Source organism: Vibrio sp. Vb0304 (assembly GCF_033338995.1).
GTDB lineage: Bacteria > Pseudomonadota > Gammaproteobacteria > Enterobacterales > Vibrionaceae > Vibrio > Vibrio alginolyticus.
Genome location: NZ_JAWOTT010000002.1, coordinates 255922 through 281736, shown reverse-complemented (window position 1 = coordinate 281736; position 25815 = coordinate 255922). Strand labels below are relative to the sequence as shown.

Sequence of the window (25815 nt, the reverse complement as noted above, 5' to 3'; positions counted from 1 at the left end):
TTTATATCACCTCTTGAAGAGCATTTAGTTCGTAGATGAATCTTTAATGTATTTATATGTTATGATGCAAAACAAAGCTCATATTTCCATGTTAAATATGAACTGGTCATACTGCTTTCTAATAATTAAATTATTTAAAAATTATAAACTGATTTTATATCCATTATAAATAAAATTAATGATAATTAATATTTGACATAACCACTAAATTTGTGTGGAATATGCGGGTTGATTTTTTTTGATGAAATAAAATTAATTTCTAATACTTTTATTTATGACAAGCTTAGCTTTTAGCGATGTTTAATTATTAATGCTTATATCATGAAAGAGGATATGTATGATGTCGTCGTTTGAGTCGTACTGGGTTGGGATACGTCAAAGAATAGCCGCACAAACCGAAGGTAACCGCAGTTTAAAGTCTCTAGTCATTAAAAAGCAGCGTGTGAACTTAAATAACAGTGGGTTATCCTTTCGCGCTAAGTCCGGATGCCTTATCCCTCACTGTTATACCAAGTTCTCTGATGAGATAAACCTAAAAACATCGAAAAAATCGTCTCTTAGTTTTAAAAAAGGAAAGCTGTATTTTTCTCCAGTTTAATAATAAATGAAATTTGCATAAATTATAATATTAGGTTTTTAAATTTATCGATAATTAATTACGATTTTATGATGCGTTTTAAATATGTTTTCTTGGTAAATAATTAGCTGGGCTTATTGTTGCTTGTTTTTGTTGTTTCCTATTTAGATATGGATAAAAGCTCAACTACTTTTCCTATACCAACTTACTCCCTGAATTGGCTTGCGCGCTTTTTCTCCCCTCTAAAAAAACATAGCGTTACGGAATTATTTTTGCTCCTGTTTCATTCTTCAAGACGAAAGCTCTACCTACCTCTCATTATTTTCGACAAACATTGAGTAAAAGTAACCAATCGTAACAAGGTGGCTGTAACTGAGCGCCGTTTCAATATACTCGTTTTTTAACTAGGTAATCCCGCGCTTTGAATTCATTCGGGTACCGTTTGTAAGCCTTAAATGCTACTAAGATAAGATGTCATGATGAGAAAAAGTACTATATTACACACAGTGTTAATTACAGGGTTCGCTGCTGTATCCTCGTTGGCTTATGCTGCGCCTTCAGTTGTGCCAAATGCGCCGGAACTCAGTTCTCGTGGTTATGTTTTGATGGACTTCCATACGGGGAAAGTACTGGTTGAACGTGATGCCCACAAACGTTTAAACCCCGCGAGTTTAACGAAGTTGATGACTGCTTATGTAGCTGGTCAAGAAATTAATACAGGCAATATTACGTTGAATGATGAGGTTGTCATCAGCCGAAATGCTTGGGCAAAAAATTTCCCAGATTCTTCAAAAATGTTTATTGAAGTCAATACTTCCGTTTCTTTGTCTGACTTATACCGTGGTCTGATTGTTCAATCTGGTAACGATGCCAGTGTTGCTATTGCTGAGTATGTTGCGGGAAGTGAATCAGGGTTTGTGAGTTTGATGAATAGTTGGGCCGCCAAGCTTGAATTGTCTAACACGGCATTCACCAACCCTCACGGCCTAGACAGTGACGGTTTATATTCGACACCTTATGATATTGCCAAGTTGGGCCAAGCGATTATTCGTGACTTACCTGATATCTATCCGCTGTATAGCGAAACCTCGTTTACTTACAATGGCATCACTCAATACAACCGTAATGGCTTGCTTCGTGATCGTAGTATGAATGTCGATGGCATGAAAACTGGATATACAAGCGGTGCGGGTTATAGTCTAGCGACTTCTGCAATACAAGGTGATATGCGTCTGATTGCTGTAGTGATGGGAGCGAAGAGCGAGAATGTTCGTGAATCAGAAAGCAAGCAGCTGTTAAGTTATGGCTTCCGCTTTTACGATACGGTAATGCCGACTGAGGCGGGTGCGGAACTTGCGAAAGCTCGAGTTTGGATGGGCGAAAAAGACGAGCTTACTGTTGGCGTAGCTAACGATGTTTATCTCACTTTGCCAAAAGGAGATGTAAAAAATCTGCAAGCGGAAGTTGAATACAACGGTGATTTAGTTGCGCCAATTTCTGAGCAACAAGTGGTTGGTAAAGTGCTTTACAAAGTCGAAGGTAAGGTCGTAAATGAAGCCGAGCTCGTTGCATTGGAGTCTGTGGAGGAAGGCAGTTTATTCAAGCGAATTTTAGACTGGTTTAAGCAATTGGTCGCTAGCTGGTTCTAAACAGTAGCGAACTTCTGTCTATATCACTCTATCTTGTTAATGTTCTATTAAATCAATTTACTAAGGCGGCCAACGTGGTCGCCTTACGTTTTTGGAATACTCGTTGCGTTAAAACGCAGGCCTTCTTGTAAGGGTGTGTTTTACCTGACCAAGAGCGTTTTGTGTTTTTGGGTGCGAGAGAAAAGAAACTAGAACAAGAATGGAGTGACACGTGCACAAGATTTTATCTTTGACATTGATTTTATCGCTCATGGGCTGCGCTATGCCTTACCAGCAGGAGGTCGATAGCGGCCAATGTGTTGGAGTCATGACCTCTCAGGATGCATATGGTTATTTAAACCCAAACCATTACACGATGCAGGTACTCGCGCTAAAGCAAGAAAAAGATGTGAAAGATTATATTCGCTATATCGATCCTAAGCATCCGGTTTGGGTTAACTGGAAAAACAGCCGAGGCACGCGTTGGTATACGGTAACTGTTGGTGATTTTAAAACGAAACAGGATGCCTACAATGCGCTTTCTTCATTACCAAGCCGTGTAAAGCAGTCATCCCCGTTTGTGCTGACTTTTGCGGAAATGCAGCGTAAGCAACAAACGAGTGTTGTGAGAATGCGTTAGCCAACAAAAAACGGAAGCGATGGCTTCCGTTTTTGTATTTAGGAGTAAGCTTAAAGCGCCGCTAAAATCGTTTCTGCTTTGCTTGCTTCAAACTCTTTTGGCTCTTCAACGTTAAGCTTAGTCACTGTGCCGTTTTCAATGATCATCGCGTAACGTTGTGAGCGAATACCACCAAAGCCGCCTGTATCCATTTCAAGACCTAATGCTTTAGTAAAGCTAGCGTCGCCATCACCCAACATCAGAATCTCAGAAGCGTTTTGAGCTTCGCCCCACGCTTGCATCACAAATGCATCGTTTACAGAAACGCACGCAATTAAATCAACACCTTTTGCCTTTAGCTCATCAGCTAATACCACATAGCCTGGTAGATGAGCTTCTGAACAGGTAGGGGTGAATGCGCCAGGTACAGCAAAGAGTACGACTTTCTTGTTCGCAAACAGTTCTGTAACGTCGTGGTTAACCATACCATCGGCAGTCAACTCACTTAGAGTTGCAACTGGTAGAGCTTGGCCTTGTTGAATCATGATTATATTCCTTTTTGTGTGCTAGTTTAGCTTTCTGAGTCTAGCGTTTATAAATGCGGTTAACCACAGAGTTTTTGTAGGGTTTTAATACCTACGCGTTTGACCTAAGGCGTGGCACTGATGCCTTTATTGCAACGCTTCGTGCTGGTTTACGTATTGGCTAACAAGGTGACGATATTTCGCCTTTAACTCGTTATCGATAAAGCTGGCATCAATCGCGTTCATTGTAAATTGGGCAAGTTCACTCTTACTCATTGGATGTGCGTTGTTGACGGCCAGAAAGTTATCCGTCATGTAGCCACCAAAGTACACAGGATCGTCTGAGTTAATCGTTACGGCGACACCTTTTCGTAGCAAATCCACAATATTGTGATCTTTCATATCGTCGAATACACATAGCTTAAGATTCGATAACGGACACACTGTCAGTGGCATTTGGCTTTCGATTAAGGATTCAACTAATGCTTCATCATCAACACAGCGAACACCGTGATCCACGCGGCTCACGTAAAGCATTTCAATTGCATCGCTAATATTTTGTGCGGGGCCTTCTTCACCTGCGTGAGCAACGGTAAGTAAGCCTTCTTCTACTGCTTGTTTAAATACGCGCTTGAATTTAGCTGGCGGATGACCTTGTTCTGAAGAATCTAGTCCAACACCAATGATCTTATCACGGTGTTTCAGAATAGCCTGTAGGGTCTCTATGGCGCTCTCTTCTGAAAGGTGACGGAGAAAACACGCAATAATTTGCGAGGTAATGCCAAGTTTTTCGTGACCATCTTTTAGCGCGCGAGCGATTCCATTGATAACAGTGTCAAAGTCTATGCCGCGTTCTGTGTGTGTTTGAGGGTCAAAAAAGATTTCGGTATGAATAACGTTGTCTTCTTTACAGTGCAGTAAGTATTCCCAAGTGAGATCGTAAAAATCTTGCTCCGTACGCAGAACTCCCGCTCCTTGGTAATAGAGGTCGAGAAATGATTGTAAGTCTGTGAACTGATATGCGCTGCGTAGTTCACTCGGAGAAGAGTAAGGGATCTCGATGCCGTTTCGTTTTGCTAATTTGAATAAGAGTTCCGGCTCAAGTGAACCTTCGATATGTAAGTGCAGCTCTACTTTTGGAAGACCTTGAATAAATGCGTTCATATTCCACCTTATGTGTATTGTGGATGCAGTTACTCTAAGAATAGGTATAGATAGAAATAAATCGAACGCTATCACAAAGAGTAAGACCCACGATGATCTCAACTCTTCGTAATCAGCACTTTGCGGGAACTGGTAGAGACCCCCAAACCATATCATTGGGGTTATACGAAGCAAACGAGAGGGATTATACGCAAAAATATCGCTTTGGCTATACGCAAATAACCTAACTGTCATTAGTCACGGGTTTTCCTGTGAGCGAAACGACTATTTGCAAGTCCACTTGAGTATAGAGGAGCCAGTTGTTTTTGCGTGTGTGAGAGGCACGTGTAATTAGAAGAGTAGTCTAAAAGAGTGGAGATTCGTTTGAGCAAAGGTAGGTGGCGGTACCTTGCACAACGATAAAGGCAGAGAAAGCACTAGAGAGCATTTTATAGATCGAATAACTTATCAAATTCTCTTTGTTCCATAATGTCTTCTATGCGGCGTCGAGTTTTCTGCTTTACCGCCGCCGCGTTTTGTTCAGACTCTTTTTTGTCTTTTTCTGACTGCTTCTTACTTTTTCTAGCCATTGGATACCTTCCAAATTAGTTGCATTATCCATTAATGCATGAAAACTGAATCAGTTAACAGTAAAACTTCCTAACTTTGAACCTGAATCACAGAGAATAGTTCCAGATTGCGTTTTCTCACAATATTCAAAATCGATCATGAAGCTATGAGAAAGAAGTTTCGGTAATACGTGCCTTCGTAAAATATCACCATTTAATTGATGTATTTTAGCGTTCCAAGAGGTTTGAGGTTGTTCTAAATTAAATTCAATTTCTAACATTTATTCTCCTGTTTTTTAGTGATTTTCTCTTTGTTAAGTAATTGATACCAATGCCTTTGACGGCCAGTTCTTTTTGAGGACATGATTTTTCCTATAAATAATAAATTAAGCAGTACTATTCAGTTTATTTTAGATAGCACAAAGCAATGCCTAAAATTAGGTTGAGTGATTGATGAAAGAATATTTTTGAAGGAGAGAGGTTTGGTGCAGCATGGGCATGCTACACCAAGAAAAGCAGTCTTATAGAGGAGTTACTTCAGTCGCTTGAGGACCTTTTTTACCTTGCTCTACATTGAAGCTTACTTTCTGACCTTCAGTCAGTGTTTTGAAACCGTCAGAAACGATAGCGTTAAAGTGTACGAATACATCTTGGCCGCCGTTGTCTTGAGATAGAAAACCGAAGCCTTTAGTTTCGTTAAACCATTTTACTGAACCAGTTACTTTAGACATAAAAATACCTTTGAATTAAACATTAAAATTATGATTTGTTTTGTGGATCTTTTCTAAGCTATTGAATGTTCAATCAAGAGGAAGTTGTACGCAGGTGTCTGAATTGGGGATTCAAGATTTTACTGAGAGGAAACTTAAACTAAATGTTGCATTAACAGCTCTCTTCTAAGAGCCAAGGCACACTATACACCTTGTTTAGAAAATAGCTACATTTATTTTAGATAAATTAAATGTGCTCATTATTAACTCGATAAACTGTATTGTTCGAAAAAGTTGAATAAGTAGAACGAATAGTATGGCTCATAATTTTAGCTCATCAACCTAAAATAGAACCTTATCGATAGCCATAGATTGAACATGCGATTTGCAAGCGGTCACAAAGATAAACTAGGAGAACTAGTATGAGTACATTCAGAGACATTCGTCAGCTTATTCCTGCGCAACCTACTGCTGATGGTGATGGAGTGAAAATTCGCCGAGTAGCGGGTTTCAATCATGCTAGCTTTTCTCCATTTTTGATGATGGATGAACTCAAATCAGAAGACCGTGCTGACTATATCGGCGGTTTCCCTCCGCATCCGCACCGCGGTATCGAGACGCTTACTTATATGTTGAAAGGTCATTTCCAGCATCGTGATCATATGGATAATGTTGGTGAGCTTCGTTCCGGTGGTGCACAGTGGATGGCGGCAGGAAGAGGCGTCATCCATAGCGAAATGCCTATTATGAAGGAAGGCGAACTGCATGGTTTCCAAATTTGGATTAACCAGCCTGCGAAAAATAAGATGCAGCCAGCTCAATATCATGACTTTCAACCTGAAACGATCACTGAGTTTGATACTCCGAATACGGGGGTTGTACGTTTGATTGCGGGTCATATGACTATAAACAACGAACGAATTCAGGGGCCGCTAACAGAGACAGGTGTTGCTGCCACGGTAGCCGATTGGAGAGCGATGGGTGGTCAAGCTTTGAATTTGAACACGGATCAAGACAACAACATGATGCTCTATGTCTATAAAGGTCGTATTCAATTAAAAGGTCGTGAGATCAATCAAGGCGAAATGGCCATTTTATCGAAAGGTGAATGGGTTGAATTGCAGGCCGAAAAAGAGAGTGGTGCACTGATCTTTATAGGTGAGCCAATTAATGAACCCGTGGTGCATTATGGCCCTTTTGTCATGAATAGCATGGAAGAGATAGAACAAGCCATCCAAGACTACAACTCTGGGTTGTTTGAAACTTACTAGTTTTGACAGCCTACTCGCTTTCTCAGTTAGCGAGCAAATTAAAACAGTTTTGAGCCTGAATATTGGGCTCGACCAGAAGCAAATACGATAATCCACTGCCATCGAATTTGCGTTAGCCACGTTTAATCCACGTGGCTTTTTTCTACTTCTGACTCCAGCGTATGATGGCTTCCTTTCCTGCTTCAATTCCTAACTCATAAGCATGACGCAGTGGTGCTGGCGATCGACTCAGCCGTTTCAACTTGAATGTTTCAGGAGGACACACTTGAATGATTTCGATACCAGGTGGTGGGTTGTTGATCAGCGCTAAGGTCTGATTGTAGCGAACTTCACGTGTCAACATAGGTTCAATTAATCCGGGCGTTTCTTTCAACATCCTCCTAGTTAGGGCGCTGAATTTTCCTCTTGGCTTTTGATAGCTTGCGGGCTGACTGCGTAAAACCATAATCTTTTTGGCTCCTCGCTTTATTGCTTCTGCAACAGGAAGTGCGTCTGAGACGCCACCATCAACGTATTGAATTCCGTTCAGTGATACGCCATTTCGGTAAAGTACAGGCAGTGCGCTGCTGGCTTTCATTGTTTCTGCCAAGTCGTCGACATCAGGAAGGTGGTACTCCGCTTGCCCATTGTCTTGACGCGTCACGCCTAAAAAGAAAGGTCGTGAATCAGCTTTGAGCGCAGATTTATCGATTCCAAGTTCTTCGAGGGTGACATTCCACATCCAGTCTAAGTTCATCATATCACCACCACGTAGAAGTTGAGATGGAGAGATAAATTCTTTTCTTAAGCTGTAATCGAGGTAGATTTTTAAGTTACGTCCGGGCATTTTAGCTAAGTAGGCAGCCAAGTTGCTAGCACCCGCAGACACTCCCCAAAAGCTATCAAATGGAGAGAACTCGCTAGCAAGAAAATGATCGAGTATGCCGCATGAAAATACGCCTCGCATGGCTCCACCTTCGACAATCAATGCTCGAGAGCCTACTTTTTCCATCACTTCGCTCCACTCTTTATCAATCGGATAATAGCGTGCAGCTTAACGCATAATGGTTTTATACCCAAGTGGGCCAAAGGTCTATTGGTTGCGTTCCTTTGAATAAAAAGGGCATCAACGGATGCCCTTGTCACTTTTAGCTTATGGAATTGCGGGTAATTGAGTCGCTAATTTAGTGAAGGAGACCGAGCGAATTAGCCCCCTTACATAGAGCCATACCTGTAGTCCCATACTGATCGTTGTTGGAATAGTTTGATGATCACTTGTTAAATAGGCATACAAACACTATCCAGAGCGTTGTAAGCAAAAGTAATGGGGTGAATACTTTCTGGATAGAAGCGCCATCAGTTAAATTGTAAATTTTGATGGATTCATTATAGAACGCTCGTTTGAATTCTTTGAAGCTAATGTCGCTCTTCGCATGCGACTGTTCATAGTGCTGGTGCGCAGCGTCCGATAGCTGGTATTCCAAGTCTTGGAGCTCGTACTCCTTGTTAAAAAACGCATCCCAAGCCGAAAAGCGGGCTATCGTTTTAGGAGATGGATCCCCATTTAGTTTCTCTAGACGCTTAGCATAAGCTGCTTGATATTTATCCACGGTATATTCCTGTCTGAATAGACGTTGAGTTAGAACATATGTAAAAAGAAAAATAAGTAATAAAAGGTTTTTTACGTTCTATACCTGTGATAAATGCTAAAAAGTTCAATGCTCTAGCACTCCGATGTCGCAAATGATATTGATGGAATTGCTCTGCGACAAATAAAATAATTACTCTAGATAACAACGAATTTTTGTTGTTTTTTAAAAAAACTGATCATGAGATTGAGTGGGGAGTTTTACCGAGAAGAATTTCGCTACTGTAACTGTCTATATTTACTCAAAAAGAGAAAATCTTAGAAGCTTTCTTTGATTGATGTGAGATATTTTAGGTCGAAAAGCATTAATTTTGGCTATGATTATAGTTCGTCTTTTTGTTGTTGAACTCTACTTCGAGGGGGAAAGAATCCATATTTCGAGCATAGGATAGCTCGCTTTTTCGTTACGTCGTTCTTGGAGTTTGAGTCAGTGACGACGCTATGAGTCTAGCACCTTGAACTCGATTGGGCGTATTAATTAATTATAAAAGTAAAGCAGTGCTGAGCTAGGATAAACTTCAACGTAAAGGTGACGGTATGAATATACAATCAGCCATTATTGAATATGCGATAGCGATTATAGGCTTACTTTTGACGGGCGTTACCCTCTGAGCATGACTGCCCAGAGGATAGAAAGCGCATTAGCTTTTTGCTAACGATTGATGTTGTATCGAGCCATTGCAGCTTCTTCTGACGATACAACCGTTTTACCAATTGGTGCGAGTGAAATAACCGCTAGCTTGAGGTGTTGGAGCGCAAACGGAATGCCGATTATGGTGACAAAGCATGCTGCGGCAGAAAGTACGTGACCGATAGCTAACCAAAGGCCTGCAAATACAAACCAAAGGACGTTACCAATAACGCCGAGCGGACTCGTGCCAATGTCCATTTCATTGGTCAATTCATCGCGTGAGATGGCCTCTTTACCGAATGGGAAAAAGGAAAAATTACCCATAACGATACACGCACGCCCCCAAGGTATTCCGATGATGCTAATAAAGGCCAAAATACCAAAAAACCACCATAGCAACCCCATAAATACGCCACCAAATACAAACCAAATGATGTTACCAAGTGTTCTCATTCTATTTCCTTTATTCTTGAATGTGATGATTCAGATACCTGAGAGCACCGTAAAACAAATCTAAACCGTCTGTTTTGTCGATGTGTGCTTTTGTGCCCTCATTCACCTGATTGATAGAATAATCGCCGTAGTCTTAACAGAGAATGAATGCCTTCCCTAAGGCAAGTCTTTTTAGTATAGAGCGTAATACTCAATCAAGCATATAGCCAAGAATCGCATTATCTAGAGACAACTTTCTCGAGATATTGACAAATTTGCTCTGCCAATCGATGGCTGGCAATGTTGCGTGTTACTACTTCATCAGCAATATTTCCAGACTCAACGACGCCAAACCAATCGAGCAACATCGAATGGAAACCTTTACTCGTCAGCATTGGCGTCCAGTCTTTCAAATTGATTTTTTGCTCTTGGTTAGCTTGCCATAGTTTGCCTTCAACGAAGGAGTCGAACTCAACTGCCTTGTTTGCATAACAAGCTTGAACGCGCTCTGTAGTGATACCGAAGTGGCGATTCATCGAGGCGTGGAGCAAAGTATCTCCATGTTGCCACTGAATATCTAAACGCGCCAACTGACCACCTTCAAGTTGATGAGTTACATAAGCATCTTTTAGATCGGCTTTGGCTGTGACGTTAACGCTGTCTAATGGGTGAATAAAATCATCAAATATAAAGGTACGAACATCCCCCGGTAGTTGGTGACGGTTCTTTTCCCAGCGTAGCGACTTTAAGTCATATATGTTGCCTTGCTGCACTTGTGGCATATGTTGGTTGTAAAGTGGAATGTGACGACGGTTAAAGCCCACATAGAGTGGCTGTCTCTCTTTTTCGGCAATGTCGTACAGCTTTTCCACGTCATCAGCACTGTTCGCTAATGGTTTGTCGACAAAGGTTGGAATTCCATGCTGCAGAAAAAATGCCGCTATTTGAGGGTGTACGCTTGTTGCCGCATGAATCATGACGGCATCGACGCCAAAGTGTAGAAGTTGCTGGTAGTCTTGGCAGATCTCTGAGATTCGATACTGCTTAGCCAGGCTCTCAAGTGTGTTTGGGTTGCGGGTACAAAATACAAGTTCGATATTTGGAAGCTGAGTGATAACAGGAAGGTACGCTTTCTGAGCGATATCCCCTAGACCAATAATACCAATTTTCATCCTAGTCCTTATCTCGATGTATGGATCGCGGACTGTCAGTATAACGCTTGGCGTGGCGATGAGTTTAAATACCTTGTTAGAAAAAGCCTGGTTCACACTTTGAGCCAGGCTTTATTGAATGATTTAGGAAACGGCTCGGCAGGCTTTGAATATATCTAACTTGCTATCGTAGGCTTGAGTTTGTACATCCATAATGCCTAATAAAGAGTGGAACACGTTATCATGTGAGTATTGGCCTGCATTCTGTGCTTGTTTATACAAACAGTCGGTATTGATCTGCTTCGCTTGTTTAAAGCCCGAAGACAGCCACATAATCAAAGGAACACGTTTTTGGAAATCTGGTGCAAGGCCATAAGGCATACCATGTAAGAACAATCCGTTTTCGCCTAGTGACTCACCGTGATCCGATATGTAAATTAGCGCGGTATTATACTCAGACTCTAACGCTTTAAGTTTTTTGATGGTTTCTGCCAATACAAGATCGGTGTAGCGTATTGTATTGTCATATGTGTTCACTATTTGTTCGATGCTACAGTTTTCGATGTCTGCACGTGGACAGTCTGGTTTAAAGAAGGCGTTGTCTCTTGGGTAACGCTGAAAGTAGGTCGGACCGTGGCTTCCTATAAGGTGCATGGCGACCACTCGGTTACCGTGCATATCCGCGACTTCCTGATCAAAATGATCTAATAGCGCCATGTCGTAACAAGTTTGGCCATTACACATAGGGTTTACTTGCTTTCGATCCACTTCAATTTTCTTGATCTTGTGGGCTACTTCTTTATCCCCACCGTCATTTTCTTTCCAAATGAGGTCAACCCCAGCGCGCAGCATTATATCGAGAGCATTGTCCTGGTTATCCGCTTTGGTGCGTTCAAACTCGTTTCGCGTGAGCTGTGAAAACATACAAGGCACAGATACAGCAGTCGCGGTGCCACAAGACGCGACGTCTTGAAATGAGATAACATCCAGTTTACTAGTATAAGGGTTTGTCTCTCGTGTATAGCCATTGAGTTGGTAGTTCTGCGTTCGAGCGGTTTCTCCTACGACAAAAACCAGTAGTGTTGGTTTGCGCTGTGCTTGCTGTACGGCGCTATCTGACTGCTTTGCATCTGTGCCGATTTCTCGATATGGCTCTGGCGTGGTGAAATATTTCTCCTTCACATACCCGGTCGCGCTGTAAACGAACTGGGTGGGTATGATGATTTTTTTTAGGTGGCTATTGTTGCGCCCTACAGATGCGTAGTCTTGATAGTACACGCTGGCAATGACGGCGATGACAGCTAGCGACGACAGCATCGATACTAATTTGGTAACAGAGAAGTACAGTAATTGGTGACGTTGAGATTGCAGCTTGACCTTAAAGATAATTATCGCTGGGATAACTCCCATAATCAGCGTCCAAATTACAGAGTGAGCACTCAGGTAAGAACTCGCCTCGCTCGAATCGGTTTCAACAATATTGGCAATCATTCCAGAATCGAAAAGTGTGCCATAGTTATAGCTTGCGTAGCTCACCATACTTGAAACAATGATTAAAATTATAAAGAACGGCTTGCCGATCCAAGGCCAACTAAATAAATTAAAAAGGAAATTGAGCGCGGCAAGAAAGAAAATTGGTATTGTGATAATAAATCCAATCTTGACATTATCTAAGTGTGTAAAGATGCCGATCAGTTCTTTATAAATAGGGATGTTTACGACGAGAGCGAAATACAGCGCCAACAGGAAAGTAAAGGTAACGTAAGAGATACCTCTCTGTTGTAAATCATGTGTCTTCATAATGAGTGTCTTGAATAAAAATTAGAGCAAGAACGAAGCCCAAATAAAAAGGGCAAGAGTTAACGCAACAAATACTGCTGCTGAACCAATATCTTTGGCTCTACCACTGAGCTCGTGCCAGTCATCGCTAACACGGTCGACAACCGCTTCTACGGCGGAATTAATGAGTTCGACGATCAATACCAAGAACAGGCTACTGATCATCAGCACTCTTTCGTATGTGGTGACAGGAAGGAAAAAAGCACAGACGGAAAGCACCAAGGCGAGAATCAATTCTTGTCTAAAAGCGGCTTCGTGTGTCCATGCGGCTTTCAATCCTTGAAATGAATAGCCGGTCGCATCCATGACACGGCGTATACCTGTTTTACCTGGCTTCAAAATATGACCTTACTATTTAAGCATTGGGATGGAACACATATCCCAGAGAGGTAACGAGATTAATCGTTACAGCGTGAAACATTTGTGAATAGAATCCATCGCGCGATAATTTAAGAAAAGTGCTTATTTAATCAAGATCGTAGACGGTATAGCCTTTGTTCTGGAGACATTTACGCAATACGAGAGATTGGGTTTTGGTTGAATCATTTGTTCCACTCAAAGCACCAGCTCCAGCTCCTACAGCACCGCCGGCAGCAGCACCGACAGCCGCTCCACCTAATCCGTCTTCTAGCGCACCAGCAGCTGCGCCGATCAATGCGCCTGTAACTGCCCCATTAGTGGCTTCAGATTTCGCTGCCTCTGATTTGTCGACATTTTCTGCATAGCCTTGGCAGTAAAGAAAGTCTTGTTCATATGTACTAGGGTCAACATTGGTCATGTCGACGACAGGTTTTTGGTTGTAGGCGCAAGCTGTAAGCGTAGAAGTAAGCGCCATAATCAGGATAAAAGATTTATACATGAGTACTATCCATTTAGTGTGTGAATCTTATGGATTAAATGTACACTGTTTTATTGTTGGGCTCTGTCGCTTGAGTGTATTGAAGTGTCGTCTTCTGTAAACGGGGTAGGAAGGTTAAGTTAACTGTCTGATTTTTTGAGGCTAAGTGTGAAGCAAGCTCCTCCAAGTGGGCTATGGCAAATCGAAACTTCTCCACGTTGAAGCTCCATTATCTGTCTGACAATCGCCAAACCGAGCCCAAACCCGCTCGTCTTTTTGTTGCGAGATTCATCCGCGCTGTAAAATGGTTCGAATAGATGAGGCCAATGCTTTTCTTCAATACCTATGCCATCATCATGAACATTGATGAAGCAGCGGTGCTGATCGTGTTTTATCTCCACTAAAATCTGCTTATCTGCGTACCGCATTGCATTGCGCAGCAAGTTATCTAAGGCTCGCTTTAACAATTTTGGGTCAGCAAACGCGAGAACGTTTTCTGAGTTTACTTCTTGAAGCGAGATAGCGAGCGTAGTCTCTTTTTGCCATCTCTGTCGTAATTCTTTGACTAAGTTGAATAGGACGACTTCTTCTTGAGTTTGTAATGCTGTGTCAGGACGCTCCATCTTTGCGTAGTAAAGCAATTCTTCAACCATTTCTTCCATCTCGTCAATGTCTTCGACGATACTGTAAACATACTTTTTCTGTTGTTCAGTTAAGGTTGAATCCGATAACAAATCTGCTTGCCATTGTAAGCGGAAGATTGGGGTACGCAATTCATGTGCAACGGCGTTAGTTAGCATTTTATTGCTAGTGATCAAGCGAGATACTTTATCGGCCATCGTGTTAAAGCTTTTGTTTAACGTCCCAACAGACTTAGCGCTTGAGGTACTAGCTCGAGCCTTGAAGTTACCTGAGGCAAACTCAACGGTCACTCTCTCTAGCTCTCGAATCCGACGGCTTAAGAACCAGATCAACAATATGCAATACAGAGCAAATCCAGCTAAAAAGAACAACCAAACGATATTGTCATCAAAGTTGGCAGCTTTAACCACAGGGCTATTCGGATTATCGCTCATTTTAAAGATAGGCGTGCTCGCATCTAGGCGGAACCAGATATCCCTTTCTTCATCGTAAGCGACGTTAACGGAGGTATCATTTTCAAACGCCTTTTTGATGTCTGTTGGAAGCTCTTCAAGCGTATGAGGCACCAACAAACGATGGCTTGATGTGGCAAATTGTTCCAACTGTTGTTGAGTATATTCTAATCCGTGTTCTTTATAGATAGGGTAGATCAGATCGTGAAAAGCTTGACCCTCATGCTCTTGTAACAGGTAGTCATAATCTGTGTTGATCTCATAAACTAAGAACTCGTATCCCCACAAGCTAGCCATAAACAGAATGATAAGGCCAACAAAGCTTTCCAGATAAATCCGTCTCATTATTCATTCCATGCATCAGGCATAAATAGGTAGCCTTTGCCGCGAACGGTAATGATTTTTTGTGGTGAGCAAGAAGCATCGCCTAGCTTCTTTCTCAGTGTCACTATGCGATTATCAATGGTGCGGTCTGTTCCATCGTATTCAATACCACGCAGTGTTTTGGTCAGCCACTCGCGTGATAGTGTTTTTTCAGCATGCGTTGCAAGAACCCACAACAAATCGAACTCGCCGTCTGTCAGCGCAATTTCTTCTTGGTTCATTACGCACGATTTACGCAATCGGTTTAAACACAGAACACCAATTTGTAGGCCGTTTTCGGACTCGGTAGGCGCCGCCTCTTTTCTTCTTAATAGCATGCGAATACGAGCCAGCAATACGCGAGGTTTGATGGGTTTAGTAACAAAGTCATCTGCGCCTATTTCTAATGCGGCGACATGATCGAAGTCATCATCACTTGCTGTTAGCATCAACACTTTGCCTTTGTAGCATTCTCGGATTTGACGACATACACTCAGACCATCTTGTCCGGGTAGCATCAAATCTAACAGCACCACGTCTGGTTGTGTGTCAATAATCGCATTAGGTGCGTCCGTCCCATTGTCGATACATTTGACCTGAAAACCTTGTTCAACAAAATACTCTCCCAACATAGTTTGTAATTTGGGATCGTCTTCCACAATGATTAGAGATGGTTTGATTTGTTGTGCGTTCATTTAAGTGATGTATACAATATTTAATATCAATGGAACTTAAACAAATTTACGAATTATTTCAAATAAAGCTTTCTCAGAATAAGGTTATCGGATGAGTTAATTGGATAAAATTGCCAATTAATAATTTAAATCTAATCACCTATCACATTTAGAGAGATGCAAAAAGGCGCAACGTTTGCGCCTAGGTATGGAATCTTAAAGCGAAATTACCGCTTATTCGGTGGTACACACGACGCTGTTGTCGCTGCCAAATGCATTTGGAACGTAAGCATCAGCTTGTGGGTCATTTTCCCACTTCGCGTCATCGAGCAAGTAACGGAACTGAACATTCTGCGCTTTAGGTAAGCGGGTTTTAAATTTAAACTGACGACTTTTCTTCACTAATTTCATCGGTTCTGGCTGCCAGTTGTTGAAGTCTCCAGCAATTTGGACAGAGTCCCACTGATCTTTATCTAGCTCGAACGTGACTTCGACTTCATCTTTTGTCTTAAAGAATCTTTTTTTAAGCATTGATCTTTCCTTGTTCGTACAAAAACCGTTCTAACTATTACTCGTGTTTCATAATGATTTCAAGTTTTATCGAATTGTTGCTGGTATCTGATGAGGGGAGTATCCGAACGGTGAATAGCTCGTTGTGCTGGTTTCGTGTACTGAGGGAGCGTTAGAGAGAAAATTCACTAGCCTAAAATGGTCAAAGAACAGAGTTTGTTAGCGAGCCGAGAGTCCGTATCTTGAAGTCAAATCGTTATCATGTATTATCTTAAATCACCATTTTCCTTGATGTAGCTATGTTGAAGTTTAACCGTACATTGTTGACTGCGATAGTTTGCTTAGTTGCTATGCTTTTGAGTAGTGTCGCTCCTGTGGCGCAGGCTTCCGCTCCGATGAAAACAATTGAAGTACGCGATCTTATTGTTCAACAGGCTGCTCTGCACAAACAACTTGGCGTCAATGACGACTGCGTAGAATCACATCACGATGAGTCAGCCATCAATAAGGCACAACAATCTCACACGAGTTGTAGCTCTTCCTGCATGGTCAAAATTCCCGCCAACTTATCTCAAAACGACTTACTGCTTCTTCCTTATAGCCTTGCCTTGATTGATAGGCCTCTAGTCGAAAAAGTAGTGACAGTGATCACCAAACTTTATCGTCCTCCGATTGTTTAATTCCTCATCTCAAATTACTTGGGGTTTCCCCCTTTTTACCAAATGAAATGATTTGGCATTTGAATGCCATAAGGAAATAAACAATGAAAAAACTACTTGCCTTATGTAGTGCACTTTTACTGACTTTTACCGCTCATGCAGCGCAATTTGAAGAAGGGAAGCACTACAAAGTTCTGGATGTTAAGAAAGCATCGAAACCTGTTGTGACGGAATTCTTTTCTTTTTATTGCCCACATTGCTACAAGTTTGAGTCGCTTATTGAGCGTTTAAAACCTGCTCTGCCAAAAGAGGCAAAGTTTGAAAAGGTACATGTGGGGTTCATGGGCGGAGATATGGCGATTCCGATGGCCAAGTCCTACGCGACGATGGTGTCGCTAGGAGTTGAAGATACAATGATTCCTGCTATGTTTGCCCAAATTCATCAAAAGCGACAAGCGCCAAAAGACGAAGCTGAGCTGAAACAGCTGTTCGTTGATAATGGCGTCGAAGGTAAGAAGTTTGATGCGGCGTACAATAGTTTCGCCGTAAACTCAATGCAGAAAGGTTTTGATAAGCAATTCTCTGCCAGCACGTTGAGAGGGGTTCCGGGTGTGGTTGTGAACAATAAATACATTGTTTTGGCCAACGAAATTCGTACTTACGACGAGTACAATCAATTAGTTAACTACTTATTGACGCTGTAACTGTAAATAGCATTGAAGCTTAAAAATGGCGACGGTAGAGTCGCCATTTTTTATGCTTATCACTTTCGTATTATCTAAGAACGCTTGTACATGCTTGAGTCGGAACACTAGTCATAAATATGGCATGCGGATAAAACAAGCTAGCAGCAGTGATTGCAACATTACATGGCTGAGCAATCGTGGTTTTAATCACATTGGTAAGCACGGCTCCTGTATTATTTACTGTTTGAGCGGCGGCTTGTTGTGCTTGGTAAGACACGCAACCTGTCGTTGCATTGATCATCGCAGTGCTAAACAAAAGTTTGCGAAAAAACATATTCATATCCTTTGTGAATGCTTTGAATTACTTATATGTGGATTGGTTCATAAATGAAACAAAACAGTGTTCAAAATATGTGTGCATTCACGAAATGAACATTGTTTTATAAAAAGACGTTTTTTTGTGATCTTAGTACTGGACAGACCAGGTTATGAAACTAAAGCCAATCCGTGCATTACGATTACGCCGAAGGTCAGTTTGCTCCTCATTCCTTGATATCCCTTGGGCTCGGCGTCTTGTTCGACTTTCCTCACGAGCTTTTCTGCATACCAAACAGCAAGGTACCCAATTGCTAAGAGTAGGGTTGCGACTGCGTAATGTTTGTGGCCCTGCAGTAATGCGCCCCAAGCCAGTAAGACAAAAAGGTTGCTGAGAATTAATATATTTCGGCTAAGGCGATGGTAGTAATGCTCAATGCCATTACCCCAAAGGATGCCGGATAAAAAACTTAATATAACGGCGCTATATGCGATGAAAAATTGCTGACCACTTAAATTGAAGAATGAGATGTCAGTGAAAATCAGCCCTAAACTAAACACAAATGGAACCAGGCCTAAGTAACCGAGTTGTAGCATGGTTGAGCGTGTTGTCATGGTCGTCACCTTATAATTGTTGCTCTATCATATTGGTAAGCGTAGTACTTGTCGGTGATGTGGAGCTTGGAAAAGTAGCAATAACTTTACCTTCAGAGCTAATTAGAAACTTGTAGAAGTTCCATTTTGGTTTTATGCCTGCTTGGTTAGTAATCTGGTTGAAGACTGGGTTCGCATCTACACCTAATACTGAAGAGCGAGCCATCATTGGAAAGGTGACCCCGTAATCGAGATAACAGACTTTCGCTGTGTTTGTTTCGCTTCCTCTATCTTGTCGAAAGTCATTGCTCGGGAAACCGATAACGGTGAAGTTTTGGTCTTTGTAAGTTTGATAGATGGTTTCTAACTGTTCAAACTGAGGAGTGAAGCCGCACTGGCTTGCTGTATTGACGATTAGTAGTGTCTTTCCCTTAAAGCTTTCGCATAGATCGACTTCTTCCGTTGAGTTTAACAACCTTTGCTTACCTTGAAGAATATCAGGGCACTCAGATGCAAGAGCAAGCGAATTCATGGAGAGAAAGCTAACGAGAGCGGCGAAGTTCAGTAATCCTTTCATGGTGTTGTTCCCCTTGTTTTCAATAAGTATAACTACTTAAGTGCAAAGAGGAACGATCAAAAAAGCCGCACAAATGCGCGGCTTTTTCAAGAGCTGAGATCTGACTATGCCAGTTTCAACTCGAACTGGTTCAGGTACATTACCATGTCTTCAATCGTCAGTACCGGCATGTTGTGCAGGCGACCGAATGCTACGATCTCCGGTGCCTTTGCCATCGTGCCATCTGGATTGGTCACTTCACACAGTACGCCAGCGGGTTGAAGCCCTGCCATTTGCATCAGATCAATCGTACCTTCTGTGTGACCACGGCGAGTCATTACACCACCTGGACGTGCGCGCAGAGGGAATACGTGACCCGGGCGAGCAAGATCTTCCGGTTTTGCGTGCGGGTTTGCCGCCGTTTTAATGGTCGTTACGCGGTCTGCTGCTGAAACACCCGTTGTTACACCAACTTTCGCTTCAATAGAAACCGTAAATGCGGTTTGGTTTGCGCTGTTGTTGTTTACCACCATTGGAGGCAGTTCCAGTTTGTCTGCTTGAGCATCTGTTAAGCACAAACAAACGATGCCGCTACATTCGCGGATCATCAATGCCATTTGCTCGTTAGTGAGGTGCTCGACTGAATAAATGATATCGCCTTCGTTTTCGCGATCTTCATCATCAAGAAGCAGTACTCCACGGCCTTCTTTTAAAGCGATAAGTGCGTTTTCAACGCGAGTAATTGGGTCGCCGAATTCGGCAAGTAGTGATGACTGATTCATGGTTAACTCCTAAATTTCACCAGAATCAGGGCGGTATGAGAGATCGCCGTAAAATACGATCAAAAAGAAGTGCACCAGCATTCTTAGCGATCTGACTCGCTATGCTGGTGTATTCTTATTCTCTTTCATCCGGACTATAACCGTCGGCTCTGGCATCTCACCAGATCTGCTGACCTCGACGAATCGAGCGCTCGCGGGCTCACTTGAAAAAGTATACCGCCGGTGGGGAATTTCGCCCCGCCCTGAGAACAATTAAAAATGTACCACTTCATCCAAGTTGTGAAGAAGTGGAGCTAGGATAGTACTGCGAACTGAATAGCTTGGAAAGTCGATTCCATCTGTATGATGGAAAAGTGTGCTATCGACGGAAATAATCTGTGCGAATAAAGTGATCAATCTGCTGCGGCACGAAGGTGTTGTAAATCAGGCTCGTATGCGTTTGCTTCACTTCGATATGATCTTGCATACCGTCCAGTCTTGTCTCTTCCACGGTAACGGTACCGTCCGACATGGTGTTGTCATTACGGATCAACAATGGGCGAGCACCAATCGGCATCGTTCCTGCGATACTGCCGAGTTTTTGAGGGAGATCCCAAGCGTCATCATGTTTGTTTAATCCGTGGTGTGGCGAATTGCCTAAAATTGTACCCAATCCGAGATCTTGAATTCGGCCTACAATGGACGCGCCTTTAAGAGGCGAACCGATAGCGACAACATGAGAGATTAAGTTAGTGCTCGGTTTTCTGTTGGCGAGATAGCGCTTAATCATCAAGCCTCCCAAGCTGTGTCCCACGAGCACGTTTGTGGTCAGTGGATTAAGCGAATGATCAATAGAATCAAACAGTGAAGACTCATCGATAGCAACAGTGTTATAGCTGAGTACTTGCGTTTCGTATCCGAGTTTTCTCAGCTTTTGGCTAAGAGGCTGCATGACCAGCCCATGCATATAAAGACCATGTAAGATGATGATTTTCATAATACCTCCTAGATTTATGACGTCGTAGATATCCTACTCTAATTGACAAGAAACTACTTGTGCTTTGTGGTGCATATTTACGTTTTGCTGCAAAGTTTGACTGCTGTAGCAAGCGACTCAGCCCAGTAAATCCTGTACTTGTTGTTGCAATTGATGACGATTTAAAGACGCAGGACTTAACACTTCACCGATAACAACATCCACTTTTGACCAAAAACGAGTCGGTCGTTTTGTGAGAGCATGTCCGCCTTTATGGCTGAAAAAAGAACCCCAAAGCCCTTTTAACGCCATAGGGATGACAGGAACAGGGTTACGTTCAAGGATTTTCTCTACACCAGGGCGAAACTCACCCAATTGACCGTTAGACGTTAAACGACCCTCAGGGAAGATACAGACAACCTCACCGTCGTAAAGTGCTTGTTCAATCTGTTCAAATGCTCGTCGGTAAGTGTCGGCACACTTACGTGGAGAACAGATCGGGATAACACCGGCATGACGGAATACATATTTAAGAACAGGTAGCTCGCTGATGGACTTGTCCATCACAAAACGAACCGGGCGAGTAGAGGTTCCCATCAAAATCAACGCATCGACATAGCTAACATGGTTAGCCACGATTAACACAGCACCTTGTTCAGGAATATGTTGACGCCCCTTTACAGACACACGATACATACAATGGCTGAGTAAATAACTGATAAAGCGTTGTGTGAATTCCGGTACTTGACGATAGACATAGACTGCCACGAAGAAGTTACCTATTGCCATCATGGCAAACAGTTCCACAATAGAAAGCTCTAGTACGCTGAGTACAACGATCGAAACCAAAGCAGACACCACCATAAACAATGCATTCATGATGTTGTTAGCAGCAATGGCACGTGCACATTCCCCTTTGTTTGAACGCGATTGGATGAACGCATAAAGAGGAACAATAAAGACACCGCCGCTTACACCAACAAGGAACAGGTCAATCATGACGCGCAGATGTTTTGATTCAGCAACGAAGCTTTGCACATCATAAAAGTGCACCGGAAGTGATGGATAACTTGGGACTGCCCATAGCAAGTCGACGCCAAACACTGTCAGTCCAAGGATACCGAATGGCAAAATACCAAGCTCAACGTGGTTGAAAGAGAGCTTTTCACACAACCAAGAGCCTGTAGCGATACCAATGGAAAACAATGCCAACAGTAAAGAAACGACAGTACTGTCTGCAAACAAATGTTCGCGTGCGAAGTTAGGGAATTGAGTTAGGTAAGTCGCACCCATGAACCAGAACCAACTGATGGCAAGAATAGACATCCAGATGCCTCTCTGCTTTTTTGCCACTTTTAACGTGTTCTTTAAACCAGAAATCGGTTCAAACTTCGCTTTGTCATTTGATTGGCTAGGCATCGTTGGAATATTCACGCTGCTCATGAACCCAAGCAAAGACAAGGCAATCACGGTACAAGAAGCAATCAAGGCACCATTAGGAATGGCTAGCAGCAGGCCTGCGCTAAGAGTACCTATAAGAATCGAAAGAAACGTGCCCATTTCAACCCAAGCATTTCCTTTAACAAGCTCATTTGGTTTGAGCGCTTGTGGTAACAAGGCGTATTTCACGGGACCAAAATAGGCCGATTGAGTGCCTGTCATAAACAGCAGAACCAGCATCAGCATGGCACTTTGGGTGGCAATAGCGGTTGCTGCGCAAGACATGATAGCTAGTTCGATGAGCTTTAGACGTCGGATTAATTTGGCTTTGTCCATGCTGTCAGCGACGGCACCAGCATGCGCTGAGAATAGAAAGAAAGGTAGGATGAATAAGCCTGCCGCCAAATTAACGAATAGATTGACGGATATTGGTAGGTTATCAATTTGGCTGTATGTCACCATCAATAACAGAACGTTTTTGTAGATGTTGTCATTGAGTGCGCCAAGGCATTGCGTCACAAAGTAAGGAAAAAAGCGTTTTGAGAAAAACATACGGGCCCCGATTAAACAAAGTCGAATGAGATGGGAGCACTTTATGCTCAATGAACGATTAAACCAGCTTTCTCTTTCAAGTGACGTTGCATGCCACCAAAAGTAACGAAATTCGTTACTTTTATTTCCATTTGTTTATTGAGTTACTAATTGCGAGACTTATTGGTGAGTTTTCTTTCCCATGGTTCAAATAAAGGGAACGTCCAGCGACGCATCGCAATAATCAGAGAGGTGCCGTGTTTTTCGTCCATATCGAGAGAGCTATCACTTTGGCAAGCCTGATAAAACTCATCGATGACCTTTTGCAGTTTCTGTTGTAGCTTCTTGTTGGTTGGTACACTCATCAATCCTGTTGCCATGGAGAACTTTTCATCTTCACCAGAAAAGTAACTTTGGAAAAAGGCGTCTTGAACTTGCTGTTGGAAGAACCGTTGAATAGGGCCGCCCATCTGCCACTTAAATGTCGGAGATATACGCAAACGAATTTTGTTATTTGGCTGCAAGTCGATGATGTTCAGCCGATCCAAATGAGCAAGCTTTTGCACCAGTTCCAACTCATTGAAGGTATATTGCTGAACGATTTGTTCAAACTGATAGCCATTTACAACACAGATCGCCACGAGCAGCAGGGCTTTATCGTCAACCAGCTGCTTTTCTTGCTCTAACGTTAGAGACTCTAGACCTTTATTGTGCGCAGCCGCGAGCTTAAATAGTTCCGCCATTTCTAAACCAATCAATTGGCAAATTCGTTCTAAGCGCTCAAGGCTAATGTGCTGACCTTCAGCGAGTAAACGTTTGACGCTTCCTTCACTTAAATTAAGGTGTTGTGCAACATCCGCATAATGCAGCCCAGCTAACTTTAGTTGGCGTTTAAGCTCTTTAATTAACGTATAGCTTTCTGACATTTACGCTGTTACCTCGTCGTGTAACTGCTCTAGGTACGTTTGCATAAAGGTTTTGCGTTTTTGCGCTTCGCGTCTCGCTGACTCCGTGTTCATGGTTTCAGCGATTTTGAATAACTTGGTTTGAAAGTGATCCAGAGTGAATTGTTTATCGTTAAGTTCACGTTCTTCGGCAAATATATCGCTGTCGTTGTAAAGTTGCGCGTTAAATTGAGTGCTGACTTGAATGCATCGCGTCACGCCAATTGCGCCTAAAGCGTCCAGACGGTCGGCATCTTGGACGATTTTAGCTTCCAACGTATTTGGCCTGATGTTTGCGCTAAAGCTGTGTGCCTCTATCGCATGAGCAATGGCATCATGATATTGCTGCGGATAATCGATACTCTCTAAAAATGCGACCGCTTTTTTGGCTGCGATGATTGAGCTCTCTTTGCGATTTGGGTGATCTTTCGGGTAAGTAAAGCAATCATGCAAATAGGCAGCCGGTAATACAATCGCGATGTCTGCATTTTCTTCTTTGCAGAGCTGTTTCGCTGTTTTGACCACGCGTTTTACGTGTTTTAGATCATGAGCTGCATCTACTTGCATCTCTTGCTGCATAAATTCCAAAAATTGCGGTTCTATCTGGCTTAATGACGTCATGGTTCATATCTACAACTAAAATGAAGTCAGAAGTATGCCCAACGCTTAGAATAATTTCCAAGTGCGATGGTGTAATTGAGATTCAGCCACCAGAACCTTGTGCAACGTTTGGTACTCAGCCGTTTTATATGGCCTTTCAATGTGTTCAGTGGTTTATGAGACAAGAATAGACAGAGCGAGCAGTGATGTTTACCAGTAGAAAAAAGGCCTGACGATGTCGTCAGGCCTTTTTCGTTTCGCCGATCTTTTTAGCGTTTGAACGTTACTTGCTCTGCTTGTTCAAGATGAATATGAGTTGTCGCAGGCTGTGTTTCTGCAATCACTTTACCGTGACGAACAGAGTAACGAACCGGCACTTGGCGACGTACTGCGTCAAAACCATTTTCTGCGGGAAGAATCAGTAAACTACCAGGTTTGCCTTCTTCAATGCCGTGCTTATCTTGAATGTTCAGTGTACGTGCTGAATTGGTGCTGATCAGATCCAGTGAGTTGTTGATTTGGTCGTAACCCATCACCTGGCACACGTGCAGACCCATATGCAGCACTTGCAGCATGTTTGCAGTGCCTAGTGGGTACCAAGGGTCAAATACATCATCGTGTCCAAAGCAGACGTTGATGTTGGCATTCAGCATCTCTTTCACTCGTGTTACGCCGCGACGTTTTGGGTAATCATCAAAACGGCCTTGTAAGTGAATGTTCACCAATGGATTTGCCACGAAGTTGATACCGGACATGCGTAATAAACGGAACAGGCGAGATGCGTATGCACCGTTGTAGGAACCCATCGCTGTGGTGTGACTGGCCGTGACTTTATTCCCCATATCAAACTTGTGCGCTAATGCTGCCAGTGTTTCAACGAACCGAGATTGTTCGTCATCGATTTCATCACAATGCACGTCGATCAGGCGGTCGTATTTTTTCGCTAACTCGAATACGTAGTGCAGCGATTCAATGCCATATTCGCGTGTGAATTCAAAGTGTGGAATCGCGCCAATCACGTCCGCACCTAATTTGACGGCTTCTTCTAGCAGCTCTTTGCCATTTGGGTAAGAGAGAATTCCTTCCTGCGGGAAGGCGACGATTTGGATATCTACCCATTCTTTCATCTCTTCACGCACTTCTACCATCGCTTTTAGGGCAATTAGGGTAGGGGCTGAAACATCGACGTGGGTACGAACGTGTTGTACGCCGTTTGCTATCTGCCATTTTAAGGTTTGTTTTGCGCGCGCTTTCACGTCTTCAATCGACAGCATTTCTTTGCGCTCAGCCCAACGTTCAATACCCTCAAACAATGTGCCAGAGATGTTCCAGCTTGGCTCACCTGCGGTTTGAGTTGTATCTAAGTGAATGTGTGGCTCGCAGAAAGGCGCAACCGCCATACCGCCTTCAGCATCGATGATGTCACCGTTATGACTAAGCTCCACATCGTTGCTTTCAATGCGCTTGAATTGACCATCTTCAATCAAAATTTGCTGCAGACCTTCTTGTCCTTTTAGCGTTACGTTTTTGATCAGTAGTGTTGTCATGATGGT

The 25815-nt window shown here is 42.7% G+C and carries 29 protein-coding genes and 2 riboswitches; of the genes, 5 read left to right on the top strand and 24 right to left on the bottom strand.

Annotated elements, in window-relative coordinates; genetic code table 11:
• Positions 1-1056 precede the first annotated feature (1056 nt).
• Positions 1057-2226 carry a D-alanyl-D-alanine carboxypeptidase family protein gene (locus tag R7P35_RS06290; protein ID WP_031778835.1) on the top strand — a complete coding sequence of 390 codons (1170 nt, stop codon included), beginning with the start codon at positions 1057-1059 and terminating at the stop codon, positions 2224-2226.
• Positions 2227-2437: 211 nt separating this feature from the next.
• The gene (locus R7P35_RS06285; protein ID WP_005373701.1) at positions 2438-2845 is read left to right on the top strand and encodes an SPOR domain-containing protein; all 408 of its coding nucleotides are present in this window, start codon (positions 2438-2440) and stop codon (positions 2843-2845) included.
• Positions 2846-2895: 50 nt separating this feature from the next.
• On the opposite strand, the gene R7P35_RS06280 is transcribed toward R7P35_RS06285, so the two are convergent.
• The 5 genes from R7P35_RS06280 to R7P35_RS06260 form a co-directional block, all read right to left on the bottom strand.
• Positions 2896-3369, bottom strand: coding sequence for a peroxiredoxin (locus R7P35_RS06280; RefSeq protein WP_005373699.1), 474 nt, complete (start codon positions 3367-3369; stop codon positions 2896-2898).
• A gap of 126 nt (positions 3370-3495) precedes the next feature.
• A complete protein-coding gene (locus R7P35_RS06275) occupies positions 3496-4512 on the bottom strand; it encodes an adenosine deaminase (protein ID WP_017819853.1) in 1017 nt (338 codons plus the stop codon).
• Between the two features lie 89 nt (positions 4513-4601).
• Positions 4602-4701, bottom strand: a riboswitch (purine riboswitch).
• A 239-nt stretch (positions 4702-4940) separates the two neighbouring features.
• Positions 4941-5081 (bottom strand): PA3496 family putative envelope integrity protein, encoded by a 141-nt coding sequence (locus R7P35_RS06270; protein WP_017633782.1) that lies wholly within the window; start codon positions 5079-5081, stop codon positions 4941-4943.
• A gap of 50 nt (positions 5082-5131) precedes the next feature.
• Entirely contained in the window at positions 5132-5341 is a 210-nt protein-coding gene (locus tag R7P35_RS06265) for a hypothetical protein (protein ID WP_005373692.1), read from the bottom strand.
• A gap of 240 nt (positions 5342-5581) precedes the next feature.
• Positions 5582-5791, bottom strand: coding sequence for a cold-shock protein (locus tag R7P35_RS06260; protein WP_005373691.1), 210 nt, complete (start codon positions 5789-5791; stop codon positions 5582-5584).
• A gap of 401 nt (positions 5792-6192) precedes the next feature.
• Between R7P35_RS06260 and R7P35_RS06255 the strand changes: the two genes are divergently transcribed.
• Positions 6193-7041 carry a pirin family protein gene (locus R7P35_RS06255; protein WP_042522691.1) on the top strand — a complete coding sequence of 283 codons (849 nt, stop codon included), beginning with the start codon at positions 6193-6195 and terminating at the stop codon, positions 7039-7041.
• A gap of 142 nt (positions 7042-7183) precedes the next feature.
• On the opposite strand, the gene R7P35_RS06250 is transcribed toward R7P35_RS06255, so the two are convergent.
• The 10 genes from R7P35_RS06250 to R7P35_RS06205 form a co-directional block, all read right to left on the bottom strand.
• Entirely contained in the window at positions 7184-8032 is an 849-nt protein-coding gene (locus tag R7P35_RS06250; protein ID WP_042522690.1) for a patatin family protein, read from the bottom strand.
• A gap of 259 nt (positions 8033-8291) precedes the next feature.
• A complete protein-coding gene (locus tag R7P35_RS06245) occupies positions 8292-8630 on the bottom strand; it encodes a hypothetical protein (RefSeq protein ID WP_213904412.1) in 339 nt (112 codons plus the stop codon).
• Positions 8631-9320: 690 nt separating this feature from the next.
• Positions 9321-9752 carry a YccF domain-containing protein gene (locus R7P35_RS06240; protein WP_005373685.1) on the bottom strand — a complete coding sequence of 144 codons (432 nt, stop codon included), beginning with the start codon at positions 9750-9752 and terminating at the stop codon, positions 9321-9323.
• Between the two features lie 218 nt (positions 9753-9970).
• Complete coding sequence (locus tag R7P35_RS06235; RefSeq protein WP_042522689.1) at positions 9971-10903, bottom strand: Gfo/Idh/MocA family protein; 933 nt, start codon at positions 10901-10903, stop codon at positions 9971-9973.
• 123 nt (positions 10904-11026) lie between these two features.
• Positions 11027-12682 (bottom strand): phosphoethanolamine transferase, encoded by a 1656-nt coding sequence (locus R7P35_RS06230; protein ID WP_005373681.1) that lies wholly within the window; start codon positions 12680-12682, stop codon positions 11027-11029.
• A gap of 21 nt (positions 12683-12703) precedes the next feature.
• Positions 12704-13060 carry a diacylglycerol kinase gene (locus R7P35_RS06225; protein ID WP_017635149.1) on the bottom strand — a complete coding sequence of 119 codons (357 nt, stop codon included), beginning with the start codon at positions 13058-13060 and terminating at the stop codon, positions 12704-12706.
• Positions 13061-13187: 127 nt separating this feature from the next.
• Entirely contained in the window at positions 13188-13580 is a 393-nt protein-coding gene (locus R7P35_RS06220; protein WP_005373677.1) for a glycine zipper family protein, read from the bottom strand.
• A 119-nt stretch (positions 13581-13699) separates the two neighbouring features.
• On the bottom strand, positions 13700-14998 hold the full coding sequence (locus R7P35_RS06215) for an ATP-binding protein (protein WP_042522686.1): 1299 nt from the start codon (positions 14996-14998) through the stop codon (positions 13700-13702).
• Complete coding sequence (locus R7P35_RS06210) at positions 14998-15711, bottom strand: response regulator (RefSeq protein WP_005373673.1); 714 nt, start codon at positions 15709-15711, stop codon at positions 14998-15000. Before R7P35_RS06210 ends, R7P35_RS06215 begins: the two co-directional genes overlap by 1 nt.
• Before the next feature lie 213 nt (positions 15712-15924).
• Positions 15925-16221 carry an isoamylase early set domain-containing protein gene (locus tag R7P35_RS06205; RefSeq protein WP_005373671.1) on the bottom strand — a complete coding sequence of 99 codons (297 nt, stop codon included), beginning with the start codon at positions 16219-16221 and terminating at the stop codon, positions 15925-15927.
• A 278-nt stretch (positions 16222-16499) separates the two neighbouring features.
• Between R7P35_RS06205 and R7P35_RS06200 the strand changes: the two genes are divergently transcribed.
• Both R7P35_RS06200 and R7P35_RS06195 read left to right on the top strand, forming a co-directional pair.
• On the top strand, positions 16500-16880 hold the full coding sequence (locus R7P35_RS06200) for a hypothetical protein (RefSeq protein WP_005373669.1): 381 nt from the start codon (positions 16500-16502) through the stop codon (positions 16878-16880).
• 83 nt (positions 16881-16963) lie between these two features.
• Positions 16964-17563: a thiol:disulfide interchange protein DsbA/DsbL gene (locus tag R7P35_RS06195; protein WP_005373667.1), complete on the top strand. Its 600-nt coding sequence runs from the start codon at positions 16964-16966 to the stop codon at positions 17561-17563.
• 70 nt (positions 17564-17633) lie between these two features.
• Here R7P35_RS06195 and R7P35_RS06190 read toward each other — a convergent pair whose 3' ends face one another.
• The 9 genes from R7P35_RS06190 to R7P35_RS06150 form a co-directional block, all read right to left on the bottom strand.
• The gene (locus tag R7P35_RS06190; protein WP_005373664.1) at positions 17634-17879 is read right to left on the bottom strand and encodes a hypothetical protein; all 246 of its coding nucleotides are present in this window, start codon (positions 17877-17879) and stop codon (positions 17634-17636) included.
• Between the two features lie 152 nt (positions 17880-18031).
• Entirely contained in the window at positions 18032-18475 is a 444-nt protein-coding gene (locus R7P35_RS06185; RefSeq protein WP_042522685.1) for a DUF3429 domain-containing protein, read from the bottom strand.
• A gap of 10 nt (positions 18476-18485) precedes the next feature.
• Complete coding sequence (locus R7P35_RS06180) at positions 18486-19031, bottom strand: glutathione peroxidase (RefSeq protein WP_042522684.1); 546 nt, start codon at positions 19029-19031, stop codon at positions 18486-18488.
• A gap of 104 nt (positions 19032-19135) precedes the next feature.
• On the bottom strand, positions 19136-19792 hold the full coding sequence (gene ribB, locus R7P35_RS06175; RefSeq protein WP_005373655.1) for a 3,4-dihydroxy-2-butanone-4-phosphate synthase: 657 nt from the start codon (positions 19790-19792) through the stop codon (positions 19136-19138).
• A gap of 113 nt (positions 19793-19905) precedes the next feature.
• Positions 19906-20046, bottom strand: a riboswitch (FMN riboswitch).
• A 104-nt stretch (positions 20047-20150) separates the two neighbouring features.
• Positions 20151-20768: a cob(I)alamin adenolsyltransferase/cobinamide ATP-dependent adenolsyltransferase gene (locus R7P35_RS06170; protein WP_042522683.1), complete on the bottom strand. Its 618-nt coding sequence runs from the start codon at positions 20766-20768 to the stop codon at positions 20151-20153.
• Positions 20769-20885: 117 nt separating this feature from the next.
• Entirely contained in the window at positions 20886-22739 is a 1854-nt protein-coding gene (locus tag R7P35_RS06165) for an MFS transporter (RefSeq protein WP_318091867.1), read from the bottom strand.
• A 146-nt stretch (positions 22740-22885) separates the two neighbouring features.
• Positions 22886-23644: a helix-turn-helix domain-containing protein gene (locus R7P35_RS06160; protein ID WP_042522681.1), complete on the bottom strand. Its 759-nt coding sequence runs from the start codon at positions 23642-23644 to the stop codon at positions 22886-22888.
• Positions 23645-24283, bottom strand: a complete 639-nt coding sequence (locus R7P35_RS06155; protein ID WP_017819864.1) for an HD domain-containing protein — start codon at positions 24281-24283, stop codon at positions 23645-23647.
• 248 nt (positions 24284-24531) lie between these two features.
• Complete coding sequence (locus tag R7P35_RS06150) at positions 24532-25809, bottom strand: cytosine deaminase (RefSeq protein ID WP_042522680.1); 1278 nt, start codon at positions 25807-25809, stop codon at positions 24532-24534.
• Positions 25810-25815 lie beyond the last annotated feature (6 nt).